The organism is Streptomyces sp. NPDC058307 (assembly GCF_042880295.1).
Classification (GTDB): domain Bacteria; phylum Actinomycetota; class Actinomycetes; order Streptomycetales; family Streptomycetaceae; genus Streptomyces.
In genome coordinates this window covers 84286-109351 of the sequence record NZ_JBHVYZ010000015.1, presented here as the reverse complement: position 1 = coordinate 109351, position 25066 = coordinate 84286, and the positions used below count along the sequence as shown (strand labels likewise).

Below are 25066 nucleotides of genomic sequence, written 5' to 3'. Positions count from 1 at the left end.
TACGCTAGTTGGCCGATGCCCGCCAAAGAAAGACGGGCACCGTGAAAGACGGGCCTCCTCCTAGAAAGGCAGCCCGGGGATACCGCTGCCGCCACCGCCGAGGCCCTGAGCCAGCGGGCCGAGCTTCTGCTGCTGGAGGGTCTGGGCGTTCTCGTTGGCCGCCTGGACCGCCGCCACGATCAGGTCGGCGAGGGTCTCGGTGTCGTCGGGGTCCACGGCCTTCGGGTCGATCTTCAGCGCGCGCAGCTCCCCGGCGCCGGTGACGGTGGCCTTCACCAGACCGCCGCCGGCCTGGCCGTCGACCTCGGTCCGGGCGAGTTCCTCCTGCGCGTTCGCCAGGTCCTGCTGCATCTTCTGGGCCTGCTGGAGCAGCTGCTGCATGTTGGGCTGGCCACCACCGGGGATCACGATCAGCTCCTGTGCTTTCCGCCTTGCTCTTCCGTCTGAGACGAGCCTACGTGTTCCACGTGGCCGTCGCCCCAGCACTCTTTCGAGTGAGTCGACCTGGAGTCCTATACCTGATCAAGGCCCTCTTCCGAGCGGAAAAGCGACCAAAGCACCCCCTTCGCCACCCATTGGGCGGTAGGAAGGATCCCCGCACATCAGCATCAGGCGTCACGCAGGGTGACCGATCAGTAGGGAGCGCCGGGTGGGTCAGCCGGAGATGCAGCCCGAGGGCCCGCCCCAGGACGGACGGGCCGATCTGGCCGGGCGGCCGTTTCCGCTCGGCGACTGGGGCGAGCCCGCCGTACGGCTGGATGAGCTGTACCGGTGGGTGGAGCACGGGGCGCTGGAGACGGCGTCCTGGTATCTCGCGGACCGGGTGGGGAAACGACGCTGTGCGCGGGCCCTGCGGGGCGGGGCCGCGGCGGGGGCGGTGACCGGGGCCGTGCTGCCGCTCCTGGGGCTGACCGGAGTGGTGGGCGCCGAACTCGCGCCCTGGGGCTATCTCGCGCTCCTCCTCGCGGTGGCCTGCGTGGCCGTCGACCGCTTCTTCGGTGTGACCTCCGGCTGGATAAGGGACGTGGCCACCGCACAGGCCGTCCAGCGCCGCCTGCTCGCCCTCCAGTTCGACTGGGCCTCGGAGAGCGTCCGCGAGGTGCTCGGCCCCACGGAGGGCACGGCGGCCGAGGCCACCGAGCGCTGCCTGGGCGTCCTGCGCCGCTTCTCGGAGGACGTGACGGAGCTGATCCGGGTGGAGACGGCCGACTGGATCGTGGAGTTCCGCAACGGCTCCGCTCCGATGGGCATCCAGGGGGCGGTGACCTCGGGGGGACGCCAGGACCCCGGGGGCCCGCAGGGGCGCTTCCCGCTGCCCCCGGGACCACCGGCCCGCCCGAACATGCCCCGGCAGCGGCCGCCGGAGCCCCGCTGAGGAGTGCGGAGGGGGTTTTCAGGGCGATACCGACGGCACCGTCGGGGTGGCGGCGGGGCCCTCGTCGGCCAGGACGGCGTAGACCGTGCCGCCGGCGCCCAGCGCGACCACCAGCGCGACGGCGACGAGGGCGGCCGTGACGGAGCGGCTGCGGTACCCCGCTTCCCCCTCCGGCTCCGGCTCCGGCTCCGGCTCCGGCTCCGGCGCGAACGGGATCAGGTATGTGCCGGGCGAGTGGCGGTCCCGCGAGTCGTGATGTTCGGGATCGGCAGAGGCGTGCTCCTCCGGCATCTCCATCGCAGGCCCTCCCCCGATACCGCACACCTGCCCGACAGAGGACCAGTCTCTACGTCCGTCCGTCCCCCGTCGAGATCTGGTCGAGTACCTTGGACAGTCGCTCCAAAACCCCTACGGCTTCCGCGAGTTCGGCTTCCCCGAAGGCATCCGTGAGCCGGTCGGCCATGGCCGCGTGACCCGGGTCGATCCGCCGCACGGCGGCCCGCCCCTCCTCCGTCGGCGCGAGGAGCTTGGCGCGCCGGTGGGCCGGGTTGGGCCGGTACTCGGCCAGCCCCCGCTCCACCAGCAGATCGGCGATCCGCTGCACGCTCTGCCGCGTGATGCCCATCTCCCGGGCGATCCCGGCGACCGTGAGCGGCTCCCGGAGCACCGCGCCGAGCACCTGCCACCAGGCGGCGGTGAGTCCGGAGGGGCCCGCCAACTCCTCGGCCACGGCGAGGAACTGGCCGTTGAGCCGGAACACCCCGAGGGCACTGCGGCTGAGCAGGTCCTGGCGTTCCCGGCTCACTCGGCGGCCGCCTTCTGCAGCACGGCGTACGCCTGCGGGTCGGAGTCGTGGAACAGCCGGTACCAGGCGTCCAGCACCTCGCCCTCGTACACCCCGAGCAGCCGGAGGATCTCCCGGGCGAACGCGACGGGCTCGGTGGGTCCGGCGGTGATCAGGGCGCCGTCGGTCACGGCGTCCGCGTCGACGTACCGCTCGCCGCCGCCGTACCCCGTGGCCGCCAGATAGAAGGACACGGCACTGGTGTGCGCCCGGTCGTCGAGCAGCCCCTCGCGCGCGAGTCCCGCGGTGGCCCCGCAGATCGCGGCGACGGGGACCCCGGCGTCGAGGAACTCCCGCGCCTTGCGGGCGAAGGGGGCGAGGTCGTCGCCCGCGTCCCACAGGTCGGCGCCCGGGAGGATCAGCAGGGAGCTGTCGGAGGGGCGTACGTCGTCCAGGGCGCACGCGGGCTGGATCCGCAGGCCGCCGATGGAGGTCACCGGCTCGCGGGTCGGGCCGACGGTCCGGATCTCGTGTCCGGCGCGGGCGAGGTAGGCCGTGGCGTGCCCCGTCTCCCAGTCGGCCCAGGTGTCGTAGACGGCGAGATGCACTGGCTTCGCATTCACTACACCATTCATGACAACATGCTGTCATTTCGACAGCATGTTGTCAATCGTTCGGCCTGGACAACCTGTCGCGGAAAGCCCCCGTCCACAGACAGGACGCCGATACCGCTTCCGCATCGCGGACATTTACGCTCACTCGCATGACCCCTCAGCCACACCCCGAGGTCGGCGCCGCCGTGAAGGCCGCGGACCGTGCTCATGTGTTCCACTCCTGGTCCGCGCAGGAGCTCATCGACCCGCTCGCCGTCGCCGGTGCGGAGGGGTCGCACTTCTGGGACTACGACGGGAACCGCTATCTCGACTTCACCAGCGGGCTCGTCTACACCAACATCGGGTACCAGCACCCGAAGGTCGTCGCCGCGATACAGGAGCAGGCGGCGACGATGACGACCTTCGCGCCCGCCTTCGCCGTCGAGGCCCGGTCGGAGGCGGCCCGGCTGATCGCCGAGCGGACGCCCGGGGATCTGGACAAGATCTTCTTCACCAACGCCGGCGCGGACGCGGTGGAGCACGCCGTGCGCATGGCCCGGCTGCACACCGGGCGGCCCAAGGTGCTCGCCGCCTACCGCTCGTACCACGGGGGTACGCAGCAGGCCGTCAACCTCACCGGGGACCCCCGTCGCTGGGCCTCCGACAGCGCCTCCGCCGGGGTCGTGCACTTCTGGGCGCCCTTTCTGTACCGGTCCCGCTTCTACGCCGAGACCGAGGAGCAGGAGACCGCGCGGGCGCTGGAGCACCTGGAGACGACCATCGCCTTCGAGGGTCCTGCCACCGTCGCCGCGATCATCCTGGAGACCATCCCCGGCACCGCCGGGATCATGGTCCCGCCGCCCGGCTACCTCGCCGGTGTCCGCGAGATCTGCGACAAGTACGGGATCGTCTTCGTCCTGGACGAGGTCATGGCCGGGTTCGGGCGCACCGGTGAGTGGTTCGCCGCCGACCTGTTCGACGTCACGCCCGACCTCATGACCTTCGCCAAGGGCGTCAACAGCGGGTACGTGCCGCTCGGCGGTGTCGCCATCTCCGGCGCGATCGCGGAGACCTTCGGGAAGCGGCCCTACCCCGGCGGGCTGACCTACTCCGGGCACCCGCTGGCCTGCGCCGCCGCCGTCGCGACGATCAACGTCATGGCGGAGGAGGGAGTCGTCGACAACGCCAGGCACCTGGGTACGGCCGTCCTGGAGCCCGCGCTGCGGGAGCTGGCCGAGCGGCACCCGAGCATCGGCGAGGTGCGGGGCGTGGGCATGTTCTGGGCGCTCGAGCTCGTGAAGAACCGGGAGACCCGCGAGCCGCTCGTGCCCTACAACGCGGCGGGCGAGGCGAACGCCCCGATGGCCGCGTTCGCGGCCGCCGCGAAGAAGCAGGGCATCTGGCCGTTCGTCAACATGAACCGGACGCATGTCGTGCCGCCGTGCAATGTCGGCGAGGCCGAACTGAAGGAAGGGCTCGCCGCGCTGGACACCGCGCTCTGCGTGGCGGACGAATACACGGAGTAAAACTCCCGCTCCTTCGAACGCGTAAGGTGGCGTGCCCGTAGACATATGTACGAGCACGCCATCTGCACCTGCGCGAGGGAGGCGCCCCGACGATGCCCGGCAGCAACGGTAACGGTGCCGTCACCCGCAGCACACTGCGGCAGCAGATCGCGGACGCGCTGCGCGACGAGGTACTGGCCGGGCGACTGCAGCCGGGGCAGGAGTTCACGGTGAAGGAGATCGCCGAGCAGTACGGCGTCTCCGCGACCCCGGTCCGCGAGGCCCTCGTGGACCTGTCCGCGCAGGGGCTCCTGGAGGCCGACCAGCACCGCGGCTTCCATGTGCACGAGTACTCCCTCGCCGACTTCCGCGGCATGATCGAGGCCCGCAACCTGGTCACGGACGGCATGTTCCAGGCGCTCGACTCCGGTCACCGCGTCTTCGACGAGCTGGACGAACCGCGTACCGCCGCGGCCGTGGCGGGCGTACGGCGGCGCGGCGAGGAGGCCCAGCGGGCCGCCAGCGCGGGCGACCTGACCGTGCTGATCGGCTACGACCTGCGTTTTTGGCGCGAGCTGAGCATCCTGTTCGGCAACCCCTACCTCGCCGACTTCCTGCACCGGCTGCGTGTGCAGACCTGGGTGTGCACGGTCCAGCACCTGCGCCGGCTCACCGATCTGCGCGGCCGCCTGTGGTCCGCGCACCCCGAGGTCGCCGACGCGCTGTACCAGCGGGACACCAAGACCGCCCGCGAGCTCCTCGGCGACTACAACGGCCACTATCTGACCCTCATCGAGGGCCTCACCGGCGACTGACGGCCCCCGGCACGGGTAAGGGACCAGCACGACCCGTCACAACGACCCGTCATCACGACCCGCACAAGGGGCCCCGCCAGGGGACTTGAGCGACTACCCTTCCCTGACCACCGTGTGACGATATCCGCGCACCGCGAGTATCCGAGGAGCTGTCTTTTGGCCTGTGACCTGTGGCTGGTGCCCCTTGTCGACGTGTTGTGCCACACCCCGGACAACCCGTTCGCCGAGGAACTCGCGCAATACAACAAGGTGCTCGCCGAGGCCGGGTTGCCGCCGGTGCCGGTGTACCAGTACATGCCGGGACTGTCCGGCGAGGTCGCCCCGGTGGCCGGTTTCGACTACGACGCCCTGCACTTCCTGCGCCGCGCCTATCTGCTCCAGGTCTGCGGGCTCCCGGTCACTCCGGTGGACGAACTGGGCGGTGACTACGAGCAGTTGCTGGAGATGTTCGAGGCGACGGCCCAGCAGTCCCATCTGGTCTGGCACTACGACCACGCGGGCGCGTACGTCCCCGTCGACTTCCCGCACCCCCTCGCCAACGACGAACTCCTCGCGGGTGGCGGCCCGTTGGGCTCCTCGCAGGCCCTGCTGCGGGAGCTGGAGTTCGTGGCCCCGGTGATCGGCATCGATCCGGCCAACCCGCCGGCGCCCCCCGAGCCGCCGCGCGCCCCCACGGAACTGGAGGAACCGGCGGTCCCCGCGCCGTACGACCCCAGTCCCTTCGCCCGGGAGCGCCACGTCTGGCTGGGGCTGCACGCGGCGGCGACCCGGAGTCTCGCCCAGGGATCGATGATCATCTTCAGCTGAGAGCGGCTGAAGGCGGCCGAGTGTCAGCGGCCCAACTGGGAGAGCCCCTTCTGGACGTCCTCGTAGTTCATCACCGGGGTGTAGGTGATCTCGGCACCCAGGTTCTGGAAGAACGGCTCACTGATCACCGGCATCAGTGAGCTGTCCTGCATGTCGAAGACCATGTAGGCGGTGCGCCGGCCGTTCTCGGCGGTGAAGTAGGTCGCCTCGGGCTTGATCTGTTCCATCGACGCCTCGATCAGCTTCGACAGGGTGCCGTGGCTGATGGCTTCGTTCGCCTTCTCCGTGTCCATGCACACCTTGAGCAGTACGCGCATCGCACTCACCTTCTTCAGATCGACAGGCTGGGATGCACGGTCCAAGACTATGCCTGAATGCGGCATTTCTCCCTGTTGCAGGCCATGTAGGAAGCGCGCTGGTACGACCACGTGGAGGTTGAGTACCGCTACTCAGGCGGCGAGCAGCGGGCGGCGGCATCGTGGAGAGCACGGGCGGAGCCCACCGCTCCACGCAGACTTCCAGGGGGATCTCGATGAACCGCTCGCGCCACTTCCTCAACCCGCTCGCTCTCGGCTACCTGCTCGTCGTGGCCGCCGTCCTCGGCTGGGTCGGCGTGGACGCCCTGTTCGTCGGCCACGCCGACGCGAGCCTCGCCGGGGTCTGGGCGTTCCTCGTCACGGCCCCCGCCTCGCTGCTGTTCGTGATGCTGCCGGGGGCGTGGGCCTGGGCCGGGATCGTCGTGGGGGCCGTGGTGAACGCGGCCGCGCTCGGGGCGGCGTACCGGAGCGTCTCCGGTCGCCGTCCGCGCCCCACGGCCGCCCGGTAGAGGTCCGCCCCGCGGTCATACCGCCGGAACCGGGTCGGCCGGGGCCTGTTGGCGGGTGAGCAGGGCCCAGGCCGTGGCCGCCGCCGCGCTCACCGCGAGGCCGGCCAGCAGCAGCGTGGTGTGGGAGCCGGCGCCGTCGGCTGCGCGGGCCACGGGGTTGGCGAGGCCGAGGCGGTCGGCCAGCCAGCCGAGGGCCGCGGTGCCGGTGAGCGCCGCGCCGGTCAGCCGCAGTGCGGGCTGGACCCTGAGGCGGGCCAGCACCAGCAGCGAGGGCAGGGCGAGGCACACCAGCAGGAGCTGGACCAGTTCGATGCCGAGGTTGAAGCCGAGGAGGCTGGTCACCAACTGGCCCGTGCTGAGGTGCATCTCGGCCAGCACGAACGAGAACGCCATGCCGTGGCCGAGCCCGAAGACCCCGGCCACGAGTGCCTCCTTGCCGGGGAAGAGGGGGCGGACGGCGTGGATCGCGCCGACCAGGATGCTGGCCGCGATGAACGCCTCGACAGGCCAGGCCGGGATGTCCAGGTGGCCCAGCGCGGTGGCGGCCAGTGCGACGGAGTGCCCCGCGGTGAAGGCGAGCGTGATCCGGCCGATGCGGGCCAGGGCCTTCCTCGGGCCCACCAGACCGTTCCAGCGCCCTCCGCTTGCCGCGAGCGGTGCGGGCAGCAGCAGGATGAGCAGGAACAGCAGATGGTCGGTGCCGGTGAGGATGTGGTCGCCGCCGAGTTCGAGCATGGCGACGAAGCCCCGCCAGGCGCTGCCCGCCCCGAGGTCGACCTTCAGCGCCGGGACCTTCATGGTCCGGGTGTCGACGCGGATCGTGCCGACCTGTGTGGTGCCCTCGCCGTCGACCTGCCCGGCGGCCCAGTCCTGACGCACCGTCACCAGGACGGTGTGCGTGATCACTTGGTGGACGACGGCGTCGTAGCCGAAGGTGAAGTGGCGCACGTCGGCGCCGGCCGGCGGGGTGAGTTCGGCCTGGGCGACCAGCTCGCGGTACTCGCCGGTGTCGGTCTGCTCGGTGCGGCTGAGGGTGAGGCGGCCGATGGTGACCTGCCAGGTGCCGCCGTCGGTGGCGGTCGGGTGGAGGTGCTGGACCAGGTAGGCGCGGATGGCGCCGGTGCGGGCGGTCAGCGTCTTGTCGGACACGTCGATCCCGCTGGCCCGGGTGAACTCCCCGACGGGCAGTTCCAGGCGGGCGGAGACCGAGTGCTCGTACACGTCGAGCAGGACCACGGAGTGCGGCATCGGATGCGCGGCGGCCGGCGACGCCCCGAGAAGGAGCGCCGCCGGTACCGCGATCGCGATCCCGGCAACCCAGCGGAGCGCTGTGGTCAGCCAGTTTCGCGGTCCGGTCATGAGAAGGAGAACTCGCTGCCGTAGTCGCGGGTGTGGTCCCGGTACACGGTGTGGTAGTGGATCTGGTCCCGGTAGACCACGCCGTCCTGGCAGACGAACTCGATCCACACGCTGGGACCGTCGATCCGGACGTAGTCGCCCTGGGTGTCCAGGCCGGTGCCGCCGGAGTAGCTGACGTAGGTCTGGTTCAGCTCGTGCTCGTACGTCTTCATGAGCTTCTTCGCCGTGGCGTCGTCCACGTCGGCGACCCAGGGGTGGATGGCCTCCAGGACCAGCTTCTTCTGCCTGGCCGACAGAGTGCTGACCTTGATGCCCTCCTTGGTCGCCGGGAACTGGCCGTCCTTGCCCGGGCCGAGCAGGACGTCACCGAAGGACTCGGACAGCTTGGCGGTGGCCAGCTGCTCGGTGGTCAGGCTGCCGGTCAACTTGAGCAGGCCGTCGCGGAACCTCGCCATCGGGGAGTACGTGGTGCCGTCGTCGGCGGTCCAGGTGGTGGGCTCGACGCCGCTGAAGAACGGGCTGGCGCCGGCGACCTTGCCGTCCTTGTAGGTGATGTTCACGGCGAGGTGGTGGCCGCCGAAGTGCAGCTGCCAGGTGCCGGTCGCCGAGGGGGTGCCGAGGAACGCCAGGAAGTAGACGCCGCTGCCGTAACCGCCACCTCCGGCACCGCCGCCACCGCCTCCGGGACCACCCGAGGGCGGGGTGCCGGTCGGGACGCCGGTGGGAACGCCCGTGGCCGTGGGACTGGCCGTCGGGTCGGCCGAGGGGGCGCCCGTCGGGGCGGCGGACGAGGAACTGGTGCTCTGCGCGGAGGCGAGCACCTCGTCGGCCTCGAGGGTCTGCATCACGTGCTCGTAGCCGGTGTCCTTGCCGGACCCCAGCGCGACCTTCAACACGTTCTGCAAGGCGGTGAGCTGGTCCTCGGACAGCGAGCCGGTCTGGATGCCGGGCCGGCAGTTGCCGCCGCACGGCAGGTTCGACCAGGCGGTCGCGTTGGCCTGGCTGAAATCCAGGACCGTCTCCGCCTGCTGGTCGGAGTCGAGCGTGTTGAGGAACGCGTTGGCGGCGCTGACCACGGCGGCGGTGCCGGTGGCCTTCTTGTTCACGGCGAAGTGGGCCGCCGCCTTCGTGGTGCCGGGGGTCGCGGCGTTCGCCGCCACGAATCCGCCACCGACGAGGACGACACCGGCGGCGGCTCCGGCCACGGCCCGCCATGTGCGCCGCCTGCGCGCCTGACTGGTTCTTTCCCTGCTCACGAACACTCCCTGGGGACGATGGTTGGGATGGACGCGCGCGCTGGACCAGAGAACTATCAGCAAAATTGTTGACAGCTCAATGCGCGCGCGTCCGAACCACGTCCCCTTTGGGAGAATTGCGACGCATATCGAAGAAATAAGCATGGCCTGCTGACAGGCTGCGCTTATCGCGCCTTCAGTTGGCGAAACTTCAACGACTTCAGGAGAAGACCGCCGTACCGCCCTGCGTCAGCTTCCAGTTGGCGACCGCGAAGTCCTTCGGGTCCAGCGCGCCCTTGGAGGTCACGTAGTCGATCATCAGCTGGCGGATCTCGTTGGTGGAGCTGTAGGCGATGTCGGCGGCGGCGATGTGCGGGTAGCCGGAGCCGCCGTTGGCCCGGTAGTTGTTGACGGCGACGACGAAGACCTGGTCGCCCGCGACCGGAGTCCCGTTGTAGGACAGGTTCTTGATGCGGGAGCCCTCGGCCGCCGCGATGTCGATGTCGTACGAGACGCCCGCGGCGGTGTCGTACATGTAGTCCCAGAAGCTGTTGGCGTTGGTCAGCGTCGCGGTGTCCACGGCCGTGCCCGCGGGCACCTGGTGGTAGTACTTCGCCGCGTATTCCAGGTAGTCCTTGAGCTGGGCGCCGGTGAGCTTCTTGCCGTAGAGGGTGTTGTCGTAGATGTAGAGGCCCGCGATGTCCTTGATGGTCACGCTGCCCGCGGGGATGTCCGCGGTGCGGGAGAAGGGCGCGGCGACCGAGATGAGGGGCAGGGCGGCGTCGGACGCCGACAGGCCGGCCTTCACGGTGTCCATCTGGACCTGGTGGATGAAGTCCATGATCGGGACGTCCTTCCAGCAGGACTCCGCCGCCGAGAGGTCCTCGGTACAGGTGCCGACGGCCGTGTTGACGTACTTCACGACCAGCTCGTGGTCGGCCTCCAGGAGCTTTCTGATCTCCGGGTCCTCGTCGACCGTGTGGGGGTTCAGGGTCTGGGCGGTCTTCTTGGTGACCTTCCACTGCCCGCGCACGAGTTCCAGCTCGAAGTCGAAGACGCTGAGCCGGTAGCCCCAGCAGTACGGTTCCGACAGCAGGACGTCCTCGCCGGTCTCGTCGTTCTTGACGGTGTACGACGGCACCTCGACGTGGGTGTGGCCGACCAGGATCGCGTCGATGCCGGGGACCTGCTGGGCGACGAGGTTGGAGGCGTTCTCGACGTACGGGAGCTCGTCGCCGTAGGACGAACTGCCGTCCAGGCCCGAGTGGTCGGTGAGGAAGACGACGTCACAGCCGAGGGCGCGCAGCCGGGGCACGTACTTCTTCGCCTGCTCGACCAGGCCCGGGAAGACCATCTTCCCGCTGACGTTGTCCTTGTCCCACAGGGCGATGCCGGGGTTGGTGAGGCCGAGGATGCCGACCTTGATGTCGGGGGCGCCGGGGACGCAGATGCGCTTGACCGTGTACGGCTGGAAGGCGGGCTTCAGTGTCTTCGCGTCCAGGGCGTTGGCGGCGAGGAGCGGGAAGCGGCACTGGCTCTCGAACTTCCTGAGCACCTCGATGCCGTAGTTGAACTCGTGGTTGCCGAGGGCGGCGGCGTCGTAGCGCATGTGGTTCATGGCGACGGCCATCGGGTGCTTCGGGGCGCCCTTGTCGGTGATGGGCTGCACGCGCGCGAAGTAGTAGGCCAGGGAGGTGCCCTGGATGATGTCGCCGGCGTCGACGAGCAGGACGTGCTCCTCGCCCTTCGCCGCGCGCTGCTGCTTGATCAGCGTGGCGACCCGGGCGACGCCGACGGAGTTGCCCTTGCTGTCGGAGTACGCCTTGTCGAGGTAGTAGTCCCAGTCGAAGACGTGGCTGTGCAGGTCGGTGGTGCCGAGGATCGAGAACGACCAGGTGCGGTTCTTCTTGACCGGCGGCACCGGTGTGCGCTCGGCGGCCTCGGCGGCGGGCGCGCCCACCGACCCCGCGACGGCCACGGCCGCACCGGTGACGGCCGACTTCTTGACGAACGCACGACGGTTCAGGGGACTGACGGGCATGGCGGGGCTCCTGGAGGGGGAGAGGCGGGCGAGACGGAACTACCCGCGTAGATAGTCGCGTCCCGCCGGTCACGCGCGGAACCAGGAGCAAGCCATGGGCCGGTCAAGGAAGTCCATGACCGGCCCAACAGCCTGCGAACAAAAGGGATTTACAGGAACGAGTTGATCTCGATCGTCTCGTCCCGGCCCGGGCCCACGCCGATCGCGGAGATCGGGGCGCCGGACATCTCCTCCAGCGCCTTCACGTAGTCCTGGGCGTTCTTCGGGAGGTCGGCGAAGGTCTTGGCCTTCGTGATGTCCTCGCTCCAGCCCGGCAGGTACTCGTAGACCGGCTTCGCGTGGTGGAAGTCGGTCTGCGAGTAGGGGAGCTCCTCGACGCGCTCGCCGTCGATCTCGTACGCGACACAGACCGGGATCTGCTCCCAGCCGGTGAGCACGTCGAGCTTGGTGAGGAAGAAGTCGGTGAGGCCGTTGACGCGGGTCGCGTACCGGGCGATCACCGCGTCGAACCAGCCGCAGCGACGGTCACGGCCGGTGGTGACACCCCGCTCACCGCCGATGCGGCGCAGGGCGTCGCCGTCCGCGTCGAACAGCTCGGTCGGGAAGGGGCCCGAACCGACACGGGTCGTGTAGGCCTTGAGGATGCCGATGACCCGGCTGATCTTCGTGGGGCCGACGCCCGCACCCGTGCACGCCCCGCCCGCGGTGGGGTTGCTGGAGGTGACGAAGGGGTACGTGCCGTGGTCGATGTCCAGGAGCGTGCCCTGGCCGCCCTCGAACAGGACGACCTTGTCCTGCTCCAGGGCCTGGTTGAGGACCAGGACCGTGTCGGCGACGTAGGGCTTGAGCCGGTCCGCGTAGCCGAGCAGTTCCTCGACGACCTGGCCGACCTCGATGGCCCGGCGGTTGAAGACCTTGGTGAGGAGCTGGTTCTTGCCGTCGAGGGCCGCCTCGACCTTCTGGGTCAGGATCGACTCGTCGTACAGGTCCTGGATGCGGATGCCCACACGGTTGATCTTGTCCGCGTAGGTGGGACCGATGCCGCGACCGGTGGTACCGATCTTGCGCTTTCCGAGGAAGCGTTCCGTCACCTTGTCCACGGTGACGTTGTACGGCGTGATGATGTGGGCGTTGCCGCTGATCAGGAGCTTGGAGGTGTCGACGCCGCGGTCGTTCAGTCCGTTCAGCTCGGAGAACAGGACCGACGGATCGACGACGACACCGTTGCCGATGACCGGGGTGCACCCCGGAGACAGGATTCCGGAAGGGAGGAGGTGGAGGGCGTACTTCTGATCGCCCACGACTACCGTGTGGCCGGCGTTGTTGCCGCCCTGGTAGCGCACCACATAGTCCACCGAGCCACCGAGCAGGTCGGTTGCCTTTCCCTTGCCTTCGTCACCCCACTGAGCACCGAGCAGCACAAGTGCGGGCACGCGCGTACACCCCTTCCGGGCGGGGCATGTCCAAGGTCGGGGGCGTACGCGTACGGTTCCTCCGTCGCGTGCACCACGGCCGTCGTCGGCCGCTGTCCGTCGGACCCGGATGCCCCGGAATAGACGAAGCCCCTGGCGCAATAGCGCAAGGGGCTCTTGCACAAAGATGCTACCCGAGGAAGCGAGGCATGGCCGAGGTGGCGACTTCCGCGACTTCTGATCACCTGCTGGTGGTGATCGACCCGGTCGCCCGGCAGACGGACGGCGAGTCCGTACGGATCGTGAAAGACGTGCTCAGCGCGGGTGCGGCGACGAAGGTGTGTCTGCCGGAGGGGCCCGAGGAGTTCGCCCGGGCACTGGCCCGGCGGGGCTCCCGGCGGCCGGTCATCGTCGGGGACGACCGTGCCCTGATGCGGGCGGTGCTGCTGCTGCACCGGCAGCGAGAGCTGGCCGGATGCGTGCTGTCGATGGTGCCGGTGGGCCCGGTCCTGGGCGTCGCCCACGCGCTGGGGGTGCCCATGGGGGCGGTGGCGGCCGCGCGGGCGGTCCTGGACGGGGCCGAGCGGCGCCTGGACATGCTGGTGGACGACAGCGACGGGGTGGTCCTCGGAGCCCTGCGGATCCCCGCGCCGGCCGCACGTCAGGAACCGGCGGAGGCCGCGCGGCCCTGGCTGCGGACCTGCCAGTCCCTCGTACGGACCCTGGTGCCGGCCCGTCCCGCCCGGGAGCCCGCGCCCGCCCTTCCCGGGCCCTCGCGGCTGCGGGTGGAGGTGGACGGGGTGACCCTGGTGGACCTGGACCAACCCCTGGAGGCGGTCTCGGTGACCCCGGGCTCCGGCGGCGGCCTGGCCTCGGTGGAGGTACGCCGGCTGTCGGTCGGGGCGGAGGCCTCCCCCCTGCTGGCCACCGGCAGGACGGTGACGGTCACCGGGGCGGATTTCCGCTACCGGGCGGACGCGGGGGTGGGCGGACCGGTACGGAGACGGACCTGGACGGTGCGGGAGGGGGCGCTGGGGTTGATGTTGCCGGGGCGGTGAGGGGCGGAGCCCCCAGACCCCCGGCCGCTGGACTCACTGCGCGCGGATCACCTCCGCCGGCGGTATGCGCAGCGCGCGGCGGGTGGGGAGTTCCATGGTGAGGAACGCCGTCACGATCACCGTGAGCGCGGCAGCAGGCAGGAGCCACACCGGGCCGGCGGGCCAGGGCCGACCCAGGAACCCCTGACCCAGCAGCGCCAGCGGCAGCGCGGACAGCAGCAGGCCTCCGGCGAGCGCGGCGGCGGCGATGACGGCGGCCTCGCGGCGCATCATCGCGCGGATCTGGCCGGGCGTGGTGCCGCCCAGACGCAGGGCCGCGAGTTCCGTGCGGCGCTGGGCGGTCGCCGCGACCAGCTTGTTCGCGATGCTCAGCAGCAGGTAGGCGAGCAGTACGACGATCACGACCAGGTTGATCCACACCTCGGGCGGGGTGTCGCTCCCGCCGGGCGTGGCCCGCGTGGTGCTCAGGGTCAGGCCGGGACGTGCGGTGGCCAGTGCCGCGAGCCGCTGTCCGGCCTCGGCCGTGCCGTCGGTGCGCGCGAGCACGCTCTGGGCCCGGTCCGTCGTCGTATGACCGGCCGCCAGGTCGCGGGAGAGGACGACCGGGCCGAAGCCCAGGCCCCCGGAGTAGACGGCGACGACCCGGGCGACGACCCGCGTTCCGTCGCCGAGGACCAGGTGCACCCGGCTCCCGGTCCCGGCGCCGCGGGTGCGGGCCGCGTCGCTGCTCACGGCCACGGTGGCGCCGGTGAGCCGGTCGAGGCCGCCGTCCCGTACGCCGGGGTCGAGGACGTCCGTCGTGTCCGGCGTGAGGATCATCGCGGACACGGACTCGGTGTCCGGGTCGCCGAACTGCTCGTACTGCCACACGGCCGTGGTCGTGGTGACCGGCGCGGCCGCCCGTACGCCCGGCGTGTTCCGTACGGCGGTGAGCGTGACCTCGGGCAGACCGCCCAGCGCCGGCGCGGTGAGCCGGTACTGGGCGAGGGTGCCGGTGTCCGTGTCGTGGGAGGTGGCGGCCATGACGGTGGTCTGGGCGAAGGCGTACGTCAGGACGAAGACGACCGCCATGGCGAGGGGGCTGACGATCCCGGCGTTGCGCTGGGCGTAGGCGCGCAGGTTGGCCGTCGCGAGCCAGCTCGGCGCGGAGACCCCGGCCCGGGTGCGCCGGACCGCCGCGTCGCCCAGCGCCTTGATGAGGGCGGGCCCGGCCAGGGCCAGGCCGATCGCGCCGAGGATGCCCGCGAGGGACGTGGCCGAGGCGCCGATGACCGTGCGCGAGAACAGCGGGACGACGGACAGGGTGCTCGCGGCGGCGAAGAGCAGCAGGCCGGTGCGGGTGCGCACGCGGGACGGGGTGCGCGGTTCGCTGCGGGACTCGGCGACCGCCTCGGTGGCCGGCATGCGCGAGGTGCGCCAGGACGCGGCCCGGGCGGACAGCTGCACGGAGGCGGCGGTCAGCACCAGGGCGGCGAGGGCGGGCAACGGGCTGACGGTCAGGGGGAGTTCGGCGGGCAGGACGCCCCGGTGCGCCAGTACGTCGTGGAACCGGCCCGCGAGCAGGTAGCCGAGCGCCACGCCGGGGACGAGGGCCACGGCCGCCACGACGGACGACTGCGCGGCGGCCAGTCGCCGTATCTGCCTCGGCGTCGCTCCCACCGCCCGCATCAGCGCCAGGTCGCGGCGCTGCCCGGCGATCGCCACGCCCAGCGCGCCCGCCGTGACGAACCCGGTGATGAGCAGCACGACCCCGGCGAGCGAACCGGACAGGAGGATGAGCAGCGAGCGGGCCGCGCCGATGCCGGGCGAGACCACGTTGCCCCGGTCGCCGCCGGTGACGACCTTCAGACCGGTGCCGGCCACCTGCTCACGGACTGCCTCGGCGACCCGGTCGGCGGCCCCGGGCGCGGTCTTCAGGCCGATCAGGTCGACGGTGCCGGCGCGCGGCCCGTCACCGGCCCGGCCGGAGAGCCGTACGGCGGTGGCGTCGGCGAAGAAGACGCCCGCGCCCGGTGTGCCGACCACGGCGGAGACGCGGTAGGGCGTGGCGGGGCGCCCGTCCGCGACGACCTCGACCCGGTCGCCCGCCTCGATCCCGGCCGCCGCGGCGGCGGCGGTGTCCACGGCGATCTCGCCGGAACCGGCCGGGGCCCGGCCCTCGATGTGCGGCGCGGCCAGCAGTTTCGTCGAGGACCAGCCGTGGCCCGCCGTCCGGGGGTCGTCACCGGCCGGTACGACCTGGCCGTGGGCGTCGACGAGAGCCGCCGGGAAGTCGACGGCGCCGACCGCGGCGGTGACGCCGTCCAGCCCGGCCAGCCGGTCCGTGAGCCGGGCCGGGACGGTGGCCCGCTCGGGCAGGGCGATGGGCAGGTCGCCGCTCGGACGGAACTCCTGGCCGGCCGCCACCACGACGTCCGCGCCGGCGAGGCGGCCAGGCGGCAGGTGGGAGCGCACGCCGGACTCGGCGAGGACGCCGGTGACCGTGATGAGTATGGCGCCGCCGAGGACCGCGCAGGCCACGGCGAGCAGTGCGGTGATCCGGTGGGCGGCCATGCGTACCGCGAGAGGGAACATGGTCGCTCTACCTCTCCGTCAGCGCGACGAGCCGGTCCGCGAGTTCGGGCGCGGTGGGCGCGTCCAGGGCGTCGACCACGCAGCCGTCGGCCATGACGAGGGTGCGGTGGGCCCGGGCCGCGGCGGCGGGGTCGTGGGTGACCATCACGACCGTCTGCCCGAGGTCGTCGACGAGGTCACGCAGGAGGTCGAGGACCTGGTGGGCGCTGCGCAGGTCGAGCGCGCCGGTCGGCTCGTCCGCGAACACGACGGCCGGACGAGCCGCCAACGCCCTTACGACGGCGGCCCGTTGCTGCTGACCGCCGGAGAGCTCGGCCGGGCGGTGGGTGAGCCGGTCGGCCAGACCGACCCGCTCGACCAGGGTGCGCAGCCAGTCGGCGTCGGGGCGGCGGCCCGCGAGGCGCAGCGGCAGCGTGATGTTGTCCTCGATGCTGAGGGAGGGGATCAGGTTGTAGGCCTGGAAGACGAAACCGACGCGCTCGCGGCGCAGTTCGGTGCGGCGGGTCTCGTTGAGCCCGGAGATCTCGCGGCCGTCGATCCGGATGCTGCCCGTGGTCGGGGAGTCGAGCCCGGCGGCGCAGTGCATCAGGGTGCTCTTGCCGGAGCCGGAGGGCCCCATGACGGCGAGGAAGGTGCCGCGCCGCACGCTGAGCGACACGTCGTCCAGGGCCCGCACCCCGCCCGCGTACGTCTTGCTGACCCGCTCCAGCGCGATGGCGGGCGTCTGCCGCACGGTGAGCGGCACGACGGGGGCGCTCACTTGTGTCCCCGCAGGTTGCGCACGACCAGGGTGCCGGCACAGAGCACGGTGACGGCACCGCACAGCAGGTGCACCCAGGTGCGGGCGCCGCCGTAGGAGGCGGCCATGTTGGCGACGGTGCTGACCACCACCGCCGCCCACAGCACCGAGCGCAGGACGTCCCCGCGGGAGACGCGGCTCGGGCCGTCGGCGGGTGGATCGGCGAGCGGATCGGTCAGCCGGTAGGGGTTCGGGTGCGTCATGGCTCTTCCTCAAGTCGGGCCCCGCGTACGGCTCCTGCCGTCACCCCACCGACGCTATGGATCAGGACCCCCCTCGGCCGATCCCGCGGTCCGCCCGGTTCGAGGTACAGCAGGCTGTACCTCCCGGCTCCCGGGCACCCTGCTTGTGCGCCTCGCGGTGCGACGATGTGACGGACGCCCGCCCCTGATTGGCGCAGGGGCGGGCGTCTCGGATCAGCCGAAGGACGATCAACCGGAGGACGATCAGCCGGAGCACAGGGTCAGGTTGACCGTGTCCCCGGACTTGACGATCTTCGGGGCGTGCGGGTCGACACCCACCACCGAACCGGGCTTGCAGTTCTTGACGGCCTTCTTGGTGACGGTGCCGAGCTTGGTCTGTGTCTTCAGGAGCTGCTGCTTCGCGAACACCAGGTCCAGGCGCGAGAAGTCGATCGGAATGGTCACCCCGTGGTCGTCGAACAGCAGGGTGGTGGCGTCGCTCTTGGTGACCGTGCTGCTCGCCGCCTGGTGCGAGCCGCCCGCGACCGAGGTGGCCAGAGCGGTTCCCCCACCACCCACGAGGAGGGCTGCGGCGACGGCGGCGATGCCGACGGTCCGGCGGCGCCGGGTGCGGCGCATGATCGTCGGTGCGTCGAAGTCGGGTGCCTCGGCGGAGTTCGCGTAGCCGTTCATGGCGTTCATCAGTTCCTCTTCGAAAGGTGTGCAGCCAGAAGGCCGCGCGTCGCCGTACGAAGTCATCGGATTCCTTCCGTGTGCTGCCGTGGTGAAGGGTCGGAGAGTGCGGGGAACTGGTTTCTGAGCTTCTCGATCCCCCGGGCGAGCTGGGAGCGCACGGTGCTTGGCGAGACGCCCAGGTCGGCCGCGATCTCGGTGTCCGAGAGGTCGTGGAAGTACCGAAGCACCACCACCGTCCGCATCCGCATGGGCAGTTGCTGCAGTGCGCGCACCAACTGGTCCCTGCTGTCGACCTGTCCGTACTCGTCGCCGCGGGCGGCCCGGTCGGGGCCGTCCGCCTGCACAGTCGTACGGCGGAAGCGGCGCCAGCGGTCGTTGGCCAGGTTGACCATGATCCGCCGGACATAAGCCTCCGGGGCGTCCTTGGCGGAGATCGTGCGCCACTTTCGGCAGGCCCGCTCCAGGGTCTCCTGGACCAGGTCCTCGGCGGCGTCGCGGTTCCCCGTCAGGACCAGGGCGCCCCGGAACAGCGATGCCGACCGGGCGGCGACGAAACCGTCGAAATCCGTCTCCACACGCTCCTCCCTTCCTGTCACCCCTCCTCGACGGAGACAGCCCGGGATCTGCTGCACGCGCACGATGAGACCTGAGTCACAGGCCCCGGCGCCGTCGAGAACGTCAAGCGCCGGACGGGCTGATTCCAGCCCGTCCGGCGTCGAGGAGAGGAGAGGAGAGGAGAGGCCCTACGCCAGCGGAGCCACCGCGTCCGACTCGTCCTTCAACGCCACCCCCGTGGCACCCAGCTCCCGGGCCCGCCCCATCAGCCCCGCCAGCTTCCCTGCCGCCCCCTCGTAGGAGAGCCCCGCCGGCGGCCGGATGTTCGACAAACAATTACGGTCGGCGTCAGTCGTCACACCCCGCACCGGCCGGTACGTCAGGTACGCCCCCAGCGAGTCCGCCGCCGACATCCCGGGACGTTCCCCGACCAGCACCACCACCATGGCCGCCCCCATCGCGGAGGCGACGTCGTCACCCAGCGCCACGCGAGCCTGCTCGGCGAGGACGACCGGAGCGACGGACCACGACGGCAGACGCTCCACCGTCCGCCGTACGACCGCCGCCGCGTGCTCGTGCACCGCCCGGCTGGACAGCCCGTCGGCGACGACGAAGACCACGTCCCACTCCCCCGTGGGCAGATGGGCCCGGTCCGTGGGGTCGAGGCGGCGGCCCAGGTCCGGTCGCTGGAGGTAGGTGAGCCGGTCGGGGGCCGCGCTGCGGACCCGTACCGTCGGCATCCCCGCCAGTCCCGCCACGACCGCGTCCGGGTCGAACGGCGAGTGCACCGCGTCCCGGGCCGCCGCATGCGCGGCCTGGAGTTCCAGCCGGTGCCGGGTGGGGAGGGCGGAGCCGGCGCGGCCGAGGCCGATGCGGGCCTGTGTGTGGCGACGCAGGGACGACCACAACTCGCCTTCGTTCAGCGCTACTTGACTCATGCCGCGAGCTCCCTTCCGATAGCCGTCAGCGGATGTCCGCCCGCCGCGTCCCTGATCGCCCCCCGCTCGTCCAGCAGTCCGATCGACTCCAGCCACGCCTCGAACTCCGGTGCCGGGCGCAGCCCCAGCACCTCCCGGAGGTACAACGCGTCGTGGTAGGAGGCGGACTGGTAGTTGAGCATGATGTCGTCGCCGCCCGGTGTGCAGATCACGAAGGACGCGCCGGCCACGCCGAGCATCGTGAGCATCGTGGCGATGTCGTCGTCGTCCGCGTCGGCGTGGTTGGTGTAGCAGATGTCCAGGCCCATGGGCAGGCCGAGCAGCTTGCCGCAGAAGTGGTCCTCCAGGGCGGCGCGCAGGATCTGCCGGCCGTCGTAGAGGTACTCCGGGCCGATGAAGCCGACGACCGTGTTCACGAGCAGCGGGTCGTAGCGCCGCGCGACCGCGTACGCCCGGGCCTCCACCGTCTGCTGGTCCACCCCGTGGTGCGCGTCCGCCGACAGGGCGCTGCCCTGCCCGGTCTCGAAGTACATGACGTTCTGGCCGACGGTCCCGCGCTCCAGCTTCAGCGCAGCCTCGTACGCCTCGTCGAGCAGCCCCAGCGTCACCCCGAAGGACGCGTTCGCCGCCTGGGTCCCCGCGATCGACTGGAAGACCAGGTCGACCGGGGCGCCCCGGGCCATGAGATCCACGCTCGTCGTCACATGGGACAGCACGCAGGACTGGGTGGGGATCGCGTACCGCTGGATCACCCCGTCGAGCAGTTCCAGCAGATCCCGTACCGCCTTCGGGCTGTCGGTCGCCGGGTTGATGCCGATCACCGCGTCACCGGAGCCCAGCAGCAGTCCGTCCAGGAGAGCCGCCGCCACGCCCGCCGGGTCGTCGGTCGGGTGGTTGGGCTGGAGCCGGGTCGCCAGCCGCCCGGGCAGCCCGATCGTCGAGCGGAACGCGGTGACCACACGCACCTTGCGGGCCACGGCGACCAGGTCCGCGTTACCCATCAGCTTGGAGACCGCGGCGACCATCTCGGGCGTGAGCCCGGGCGCGAGGGCGGCCAGCGCCCCCGCGTCGGCGCCCGGGGACAGCAGCCACTCCCGGAACTCGCCCACCGTCAGCCCCGCGACCGGCGCGAAGGCGGCCGTGTCGTGCGTGTCGAGGATCAGCCGGGTGACGTCGTCCGTCTCGTACGGGATCAGCGGCTCGGCCAGGAACGTGGCGAGCGGCACGTCCGCCAGCGCCCAGCGCGCGGCCACCCGCTCCTGTTCGGAGGCGGCCGCGAGTCCGGCCAGCCGGTCACCGGAGCGTTCGGGACTCGCGGCGGCGAGCAGACGGGCGAGGGTGTCGAAGCGGTGGTGTCGACCACCGAGTACGGACGTGTAGCTCATGGCGAGGACGCTACGAGCCGCGTGTTGCGGTCAGATTTCTAAAGGTCTGGTTGACAAACATTTAACGCCCCGAGACCCTTGCCCGACTCATTCGGGGCACAGAGTTCCGGTTCGGAACGTAGTGGACGGGCAAGGAGAGGGGCCACCCGATGGCAGTGGACGAGGGAGTCGCCCCGGCGGCGAACACGGATGAGGAAGGCACGGTTCACCGGCTGAAGCCCAACGCCATCGGTCTGCTGGGCGTGGTGTTCATGGCCGTGGCGACGGCCGCGCCGATCACCGCGATGACGGGCAACGTGCCCTTCATGGTGTCGGCGGGCAACGGCATAGGCGCGCCCGCGAGTTATCTCGTCGCAATGGTCGTCCTGGCAATCTTTTCCGTCGGCTTCACCTCGATGGCGAAGCACATCACCTCCACCGGCGCCTTCTACGGCTTCATCTCCTACGGCCTCGGCCGCACGGTGGGCCTCGCCTCGGGACTGCTCGCCACCTTCGCGTACGTCGTCTTCGAGCCGGCGCTCATCGGCATCTTCTCGACGTTCGCGACGGGCACGCTGAAGGACCAGACCGGGGTGCACATCCCCTGGTGGGCGTTCGCGATCCTGATGCTCGCGGTCAACGCGACGGGCACCTGGTTCGGCGTCTCGGTCGCCGAGAAGCTCCTCGTGGTCCTCCTCGCCACCGAGGTGACGGTCCTCGCCGCGATGGCGATCTCCGTGGCCTTCCACGGCGGCGGCCCGAACGGCTTCAGCCTCGATCCCGTCAACCCGGTCAACGCCTTCAAGGGCACCTCCGCCGGCCTCGGCCTCTTCTTCGCCTTCTGGTCGTGGGTCGGCTTCGAGTCGACGGCGATGTACGGCGAGGAGTCCCGCAACCCGAAGAAGATCATCCCCAAGGCGACGATGATCTCCGTCCTGGGCGTCGGCGTCTTCTACGTCTTCGTCTCCTGGATGGCGATCTCGGGCACCGGCGAGTCGAACGCCGTCAAGGTCGCCACCGCCAACCCCCTCCAGCTCTTCTTCGGCCCCACCGAGCAGTACGTCGGCCACTGGGCGGTCGACGTCATGCAGTGGCTGATGATCACCGGCTCGCTGGCCTGCGGCATGGCCTTCCACAACTGCGCCGCCCGCTACATGTACGCGCTGGGCCGCGAGGGCGCCCTGCCCTCGCTGAAGCACACGGTCGGCCGCACCCACCCCCGGCACGGCTCCCCGCACGTCGCGGGCCTGGTGCAGACGATCGTGACGGCCGTACTCCTGCTGGCGTTCTGGGCGGCCGGCAAGGACCCGTACAGCGGGACGTACGTCCTGCTCGCCATCCTCGGCACCATGGCGATCCTGATCGTGCAGGCCGTGTGCTCCTTCGCGGTGCTGGCGTACTTCCGCACGCACCACCCGGAGAGCCGCCACTGGTTCCGGACCCTGACGGCCCCGCTGGTCGGCGGCATCGCCATGCTCGCGGTGGTCGTCCTGCTGGTCTCCAACATGAGCGCGGCGGCCGGCACGGAGTCCGGTTCGCTGGTGCTGAAGGCCACGCCGTGGCTGGTGGCGCTGGTCGCGGCACTCGGCATCGGGTACGCGCAGTACCTGAAGCGGCGGTCGCCCGAGCGGTATCTGCTGCTGGGGCGGACGGTGCTGGAGGAGACGAAGGAGCGCTAGGGGCCCGAACCCCGGGTCCGGTCCACGCGTCCCTCTCTGCATGAAGCGGCGAGTGGACGCGTCTCCATGAAACGGCGCGTGGACGCGATGACCTGCGGGGGCTGTGCGCTGTCGGCAGTGGGGGCGACCGCGGCCCCGCTGCTGTGGCTGTCCATGCCCCGCACCCGCCGCCACCTCGGCGGTGCCTTCGAGAACGAGGGCATGGACCTCTCGGTGCTGCTCACGGAACTGCCGTTCGTGGTGCTGGGAGGGGCGTTCCTCCCGGTCCTGATCGTCACCCTGCTGGTGCGGGCGGCCCGGCACCGGTGATCACTCGATGTGTCCGGTGTCGGGGTCCACCTGCGAGAGGAAGTCCCGCACCGCCTCCTCCAGGTCCTCTCTGTCGGAGGGCACCGGTGGGTGGGTGCTGAACCCGAACCCGTACCCGGGGTTGGGCCCGGTCAGCCATGTGAAGTTGTAGGTGCCCGGTTTGCCCTCCGGCTGGCTGACCTCGAACTCCTCGCCGTCCACCGACATCCGCCATGACTCGTTGGCGACCATGATGGGTACGTCCGGCTCAGGCGACCGTGAAGTCGGCTGCCTTGGTGTCCAGGGTCGTGTCGCCGTCCTTGGCGGTGACCAGGACGGCCACGTGCCACTGCCCCTTCGGGGACCCCTCGGCATCAGCGCGAGTGACGGCGACCTTGTAGGTGCACCGCTCGACGTCCCCGCCCGAGGGCTTGCAGACGGCGGACTCGACACCGGCCATGTCCTTGGCCGTCAGCCCCTTCTTCGCGAACTCCGACTTCGCCGGCCAGGCCACCACCTTCACGCTCTTGAGGTCGGAGGACGTCGTGACGTCGGTGGTGAAGGTCAACGAGCCGTCGCGGTCGGCGGCGGGAGCCGTGTAGCGGGCGGTGCTGTGGGACAGCGCCGGCGACTGGTCCCCGGCGTAGGCGAGGGCGAAGGCCCCGGCACCTCCGAGGACGACGACACCGGCAGCGACCGAGACAACGATGCGACGCGACATGAGAAATTCTCCTGACAAGCTCAGTTGGATCCCACCGGCGCTCTTGCCGGCGCCGTGGGTCCCATACTGGCCGCGCGGAGAGCGCCGGGTATGAGCACGCGTACTCAACTGCGGTCTGAGTAAGGCCTGTTGCGTCAGCCGTGTCAGCCCCGTCAAGCGGTGTGGACGCGCAGTCCCTCCAGCCCCCGGATCACGAAGTTCGGCTTGCGCCGCGGCTCCGCCGCCAGGGTCAGCGTCGGGGCCTTGTCCAGCAGGGCCGTCATGGAGGCGGCCAGTTCGATACGGGCCAGGGGGGCGCCGATGCAGTAGTGGATACCGGCGCTGAAGGAGATGTGCGGGTTGTCGGCGCGGGTGAGGTCGAGGCGTTCCGGGTCCGGGAAGGTGGCCGGGTCGTGGTTGGCGGAGCCGAAGAGCAGGGCGATCTCGGCACCTCTCGGGATGGTCGTCCCGTCGATCTCGATCTCGTCCAGGACCCAGCGTTCGAAGAGCTGGAGGGGGGTGTCGTAGCGCATGAGTTCTTCGACGGCCCGGGGAACGAGGGAGTGGTCCGCGCGCAGTTCCGCGAGCTGATCGGGGTTGCGGAACAGCGCGTACCAGCCGTTGACCGTGGCGTTCACGGTGGCCTCGTGACCGGCGTTGAGCAGCAGGACGCAGGTGGAGATCATCTCCTGCTCGGTGAGCCGGTCGCCCTCGTCGTGCGCGGCGATGAGCCCCGAGATCAGGTCGTCCCCGGGGTTCTTGCGGCGCTCGGCGATCAGGTCGCGGAGGTAGTCGGAGAACTCGACCGAGGCCCGTACCGCCCGTGCCGCCACGTCCTCCGGCGGGTTCAGCTCGTACATCCCGCAGATGTCCGCCGACCAGGGCCGCAGCGGCGCCCGGTCCGCTTCCGGGATCCCCAGCATCTCCGCGATCACGGCGACGGGGAGCGGTTCGGCGACATCGGTGAGCAGATCGCCGCCGCCCTCCGCCACGAGCCGGTCCACCAGCTCACCGGCCAGCTTGGTCACGTACGGCCTCAGCTGCTCGACCGTACGCGGTGTGAACGCCTTCGACACCAGGCGCCGGATCCGGGTGTGGTCCGGGGGCTCCAGGTCGAGCATCCCGTGGTCGTTGAGCGTGTGGAACGGCTCGTGTTCCGCCGGCGGTGCCGTACGCCCGAAGTCCTCGTGCGTGAACCGGTGCTGGTACGTCCGCCCGAGCCTGCGATCCCTGAGCAGCGCGGAGACGTCCGCGTGGTGCGGGACGAGCCACTGGTTCGTCGGCTCGAAGTACTGCACCCGGCCGTGGGCGCGGAGCTCGGCGTAAGCGGGGTACGGGTCGGCGAGAAACGCCGGGTCCCAGGGATCGAAGGCGGTCATGCGGCGACGCTAGCCGCTGATGCGGGCGTCTGACCAGGGGTGTTCTTTCAGGTGGTCGATGAGGGCGGTGAAGACGGGGGTGGGGAAGGAGAGGGTGGCACG

Annotated in this window: 27 protein-coding genes; 8 read left to right on the top strand and 19 right to left on the bottom strand. The window is 70.8% G+C overall.

What is annotated here, in order from left to right; genetic code table 11:
- Positions 1 to 60 precede the first annotated feature (60 nt).
- Positions 61 to 408, bottom strand: a complete 348-nt coding sequence (locus tag ACFVYN_RS13995; RefSeq protein WP_200690759.1) for a YbaB/EbfC family nucleoid-associated protein — start codon at positions 406 to 408, stop codon at positions 61 to 63.
- Between the two features lie 241 nt (positions 409 to 649).
- Between ACFVYN_RS13995 and ACFVYN_RS13990 the strand changes: the two genes are divergently transcribed.
- Positions 650 to 1375 carry an SLATT domain-containing protein gene (locus tag ACFVYN_RS13990; protein WP_389997222.1) on the top strand — a complete coding sequence of 242 codons (726 nt, stop codon included), beginning with the start codon at positions 650 to 652 and terminating at the stop codon, positions 1373 to 1375.
- Between the two features lie 18 nt (positions 1376 to 1393).
- Here ACFVYN_RS13990 and ACFVYN_RS13985 read toward each other — a convergent pair whose 3' ends face one another.
- The 3 genes from ACFVYN_RS13985 to ACFVYN_RS13975 are packed head-to-tail and all read right to left on the bottom strand — an operon-like array spanning position 1394 to position 2782.
- Positions 1394 to 1672: a hypothetical protein gene (locus ACFVYN_RS13985; RefSeq protein ID WP_389997220.1), complete on the bottom strand. Its 279-nt coding sequence runs from the start codon at positions 1670 to 1672 to the stop codon at positions 1394 to 1396.
- Positions 1673 to 1721: 49 nt separating this feature from the next.
- The gene (locus ACFVYN_RS13980) at positions 1722 to 2180 is read right to left on the bottom strand and encodes a MarR family winged helix-turn-helix transcriptional regulator (RefSeq protein WP_389997217.1); all 459 of its coding nucleotides are present in this window, start codon (positions 2178 to 2180) and stop codon (positions 1722 to 1724) included.
- Positions 2177 to 2782 (bottom strand): type 1 glutamine amidotransferase family protein, encoded by a 606-nt coding sequence (locus tag ACFVYN_RS13975; RefSeq protein ID WP_389997322.1) that lies wholly within the window; start codon positions 2780 to 2782, stop codon positions 2177 to 2179. The genes ACFVYN_RS13980 and ACFVYN_RS13975 overlap by 4 nt, the downstream gene beginning before the upstream one ends.
- Before the next feature lie 140 nt (positions 2783 to 2922).
- Between ACFVYN_RS13975 and ACFVYN_RS13970 the strand changes: the two genes are divergently transcribed.
- From ACFVYN_RS13970 to ACFVYN_RS13960, 3 genes are all read left to right on the top strand, one after another.
- Complete coding sequence (locus ACFVYN_RS13970) at positions 2923 to 4278, top strand: aspartate aminotransferase family protein (protein WP_389997214.1); 1356 nt, start codon at positions 2923 to 2925, stop codon at positions 4276 to 4278.
- Between the two features lie 92 nt (positions 4279 to 4370).
- A complete protein-coding gene (locus ACFVYN_RS13965) occupies positions 4371 to 5072 on the top strand; it encodes a GntR family transcriptional regulator (protein WP_389997211.1) in 702 nt (233 codons plus the stop codon).
- Positions 5073 to 5228: 156 nt separating this feature from the next.
- Complete coding sequence (locus tag ACFVYN_RS13960; protein WP_007383594.1) at positions 5229 to 5879, top strand: hypothetical protein; 651 nt, start codon at positions 5229 to 5231, stop codon at positions 5877 to 5879.
- 23 nt (positions 5880 to 5902) lie between these two features.
- Here ACFVYN_RS13960 and ACFVYN_RS13955 read toward each other — a convergent pair whose 3' ends face one another.
- Positions 5903 to 6196 (bottom strand): hypothetical protein, encoded by a 294-nt coding sequence (locus ACFVYN_RS13955; RefSeq protein ID WP_389997208.1) that lies wholly within the window; start codon positions 6194 to 6196, stop codon positions 5903 to 5905.
- A 215-nt stretch (positions 6197 to 6411) separates the two neighbouring features.
- Between ACFVYN_RS13955 and ACFVYN_RS13950 the strand changes: the two genes are divergently transcribed.
- A complete protein-coding gene (locus ACFVYN_RS13950; RefSeq protein ID WP_389997204.1) occupies positions 6412 to 6705 on the top strand; it encodes an SCO4225 family membrane protein in 294 nt (97 codons plus the stop codon).
- 15 nt (positions 6706 to 6720) lie between these two features.
- Here the strand turns inward: ACFVYN_RS13950 and ACFVYN_RS13945 are convergent, their stop codons facing one another.
- From ACFVYN_RS13945 to ACFVYN_RS13930, 4 genes are all read right to left on the bottom strand, one after another.
- A complete protein-coding gene (locus ACFVYN_RS13945) occupies positions 6721 to 8064 on the bottom strand; it encodes a HupE/UreJ family protein (protein ID WP_389997201.1) in 1344 nt (447 codons plus the stop codon).
- On the bottom strand, positions 8061 to 9320 hold the full coding sequence (locus ACFVYN_RS13940; protein ID WP_389997198.1) for a DUF3500 domain-containing protein: 1260 nt from the start codon (positions 9318 to 9320) through the stop codon (positions 8061 to 8063). The genes ACFVYN_RS13945 and ACFVYN_RS13940 overlap by 4 nt, the downstream gene beginning before the upstream one ends.
- Before the next feature lie 199 nt (positions 9321 to 9519).
- Complete coding sequence (locus ACFVYN_RS13935; protein WP_389997196.1) at positions 9520 to 11340, bottom strand: bifunctional metallophosphatase/5'-nucleotidase; 1821 nt, start codon at positions 11338 to 11340, stop codon at positions 9520 to 9522.
- 149 nt (positions 11341 to 11489) lie between these two features.
- Complete coding sequence (locus ACFVYN_RS13930) at positions 11490 to 12773, bottom strand: adenylosuccinate synthase (RefSeq protein WP_352387670.1); 1284 nt, start codon at positions 12771 to 12773, stop codon at positions 11490 to 11492.
- A gap of 188 nt (positions 12774 to 12961) precedes the next feature.
- Between ACFVYN_RS13930 and ACFVYN_RS13925 the strand changes: the two genes are divergently transcribed.
- Positions 12962 to 13810: a diacylglycerol kinase gene (locus ACFVYN_RS13925; protein ID WP_389997193.1), complete on the top strand. Its 849-nt coding sequence runs from the start codon at positions 12962 to 12964 to the stop codon at positions 13808 to 13810.
- A 33-nt stretch (positions 13811 to 13843) separates the two neighbouring features.
- Here ACFVYN_RS13925 and ACFVYN_RS13920 read toward each other — a convergent pair whose 3' ends face one another.
- The 7 genes from ACFVYN_RS13920 to ACFVYN_RS13890 all read right to left on the bottom strand — a co-directional run bounded on the left by ACFVYN_RS13920 (position 13844) and on the right by ACFVYN_RS13890 (position 20939).
- Positions 13844 to 16384: an FtsX-like permease family protein gene (locus ACFVYN_RS13920; RefSeq protein WP_389997190.1), complete on the bottom strand. Its 2541-nt coding sequence runs from the start codon at positions 16382 to 16384 to the stop codon at positions 13844 to 13846.
- A gap of 7 nt (positions 16385 to 16391) precedes the next feature.
- Positions 16392 to 17144 carry an ABC transporter ATP-binding protein gene (locus ACFVYN_RS13915; protein ID WP_389997187.1) on the bottom strand — a complete coding sequence of 251 codons (753 nt, stop codon included), beginning with the start codon at positions 17142 to 17144 and terminating at the stop codon, positions 16392 to 16394.
- Positions 17141 to 17386: a hypothetical protein gene (locus tag ACFVYN_RS13910; RefSeq protein ID WP_389997185.1), complete on the bottom strand. Its 246-nt coding sequence runs from the start codon at positions 17384 to 17386 to the stop codon at positions 17141 to 17143. Before ACFVYN_RS13910 ends, ACFVYN_RS13915 begins: the two co-directional genes overlap by 4 nt.
- 243 nt (positions 17387 to 17629) lie before the next feature.
- The gene (locus ACFVYN_RS13905) at positions 17630 to 18067 is read right to left on the bottom strand and encodes a hypothetical protein (protein ID WP_389997182.1); all 438 of its coding nucleotides are present in this window, start codon (positions 18065 to 18067) and stop codon (positions 17630 to 17632) included.
- A gap of 53 nt (positions 18068 to 18120) precedes the next feature.
- Positions 18121 to 18636 carry a SigE family RNA polymerase sigma factor gene (locus ACFVYN_RS13900; protein WP_389997179.1) on the bottom strand — a complete coding sequence of 172 codons (516 nt, stop codon included), beginning with the start codon at positions 18634 to 18636 and terminating at the stop codon, positions 18121 to 18123.
- Positions 18637 to 18804: 168 nt separating this feature from the next.
- The gene (gene eutC / locus ACFVYN_RS13895) at positions 18805 to 19554 is read right to left on the bottom strand and encodes an ethanolamine ammonia-lyase subunit EutC (protein WP_389997177.1); all 750 of its coding nucleotides are present in this window, start codon (positions 19552 to 19554) and stop codon (positions 18805 to 18807) included.
- Positions 19551 to 20939, bottom strand: coding sequence for an ethanolamine ammonia-lyase subunit EutB (locus tag ACFVYN_RS13890; protein ID WP_389997174.1), 1389 nt, complete (start codon positions 20937 to 20939; stop codon positions 19551 to 19553). Before ACFVYN_RS13890 ends, eutC begins: the two co-directional genes overlap by 4 nt.
- A 149-nt stretch (positions 20940 to 21088) precedes the next feature.
- Here ACFVYN_RS13890 and ACFVYN_RS13885 point away from each other — a divergent pair, with 149 nt between their 5' ends.
- Both ACFVYN_RS13885 and ACFVYN_RS13880 read left to right on the top strand, forming a co-directional pair.
- Positions 21089 to 22597 carry an APC family permease gene (locus tag ACFVYN_RS13885; protein ID WP_389997171.1) on the top strand — a complete coding sequence of 503 codons (1509 nt, stop codon included), beginning with the start codon at positions 21089 to 21091 and terminating at the stop codon, positions 22595 to 22597.
- Positions 22598 to 22663: 66 nt separating this feature from the next.
- Complete coding sequence (locus tag ACFVYN_RS13880; RefSeq protein ID WP_389997169.1) at positions 22664 to 22906, top strand: hypothetical protein; 243 nt, start codon at positions 22664 to 22666, stop codon at positions 22904 to 22906.
- On the opposite strand, the gene ACFVYN_RS13875 is transcribed toward ACFVYN_RS13880, so the two are convergent.
- The 3 genes from ACFVYN_RS13875 to ACFVYN_RS13865 all read right to left on the bottom strand — a co-directional run bounded on the left by ACFVYN_RS13875 (position 22907) and on the right by ACFVYN_RS13865 (position 24964).
- Positions 22907 to 23137: a hypothetical protein gene (locus ACFVYN_RS13875; protein ID WP_389997166.1), complete on the bottom strand. Its 231-nt coding sequence runs from the start codon at positions 23135 to 23137 to the stop codon at positions 22907 to 22909. It lies immediately after the preceding gene.
- A gap of 16 nt (positions 23138 to 23153) precedes the next feature.
- Positions 23154 to 23606 carry a DUF5707 domain-containing protein gene (locus ACFVYN_RS13870; RefSeq protein WP_389997163.1) on the bottom strand — a complete coding sequence of 151 codons (453 nt, stop codon included), beginning with the start codon at positions 23604 to 23606 and terminating at the stop codon, positions 23154 to 23156.
- A gap of 152 nt (positions 23607 to 23758) precedes the next feature.
- Positions 23759 to 24964: a cytochrome P450 gene (locus ACFVYN_RS13865; RefSeq protein WP_389997161.1), complete on the bottom strand. Its 1206-nt coding sequence runs from the start codon at positions 24962 to 24964 to the stop codon at positions 23759 to 23761.
- Positions 24965 to 25066: the final 102 nt, after the last annotated feature.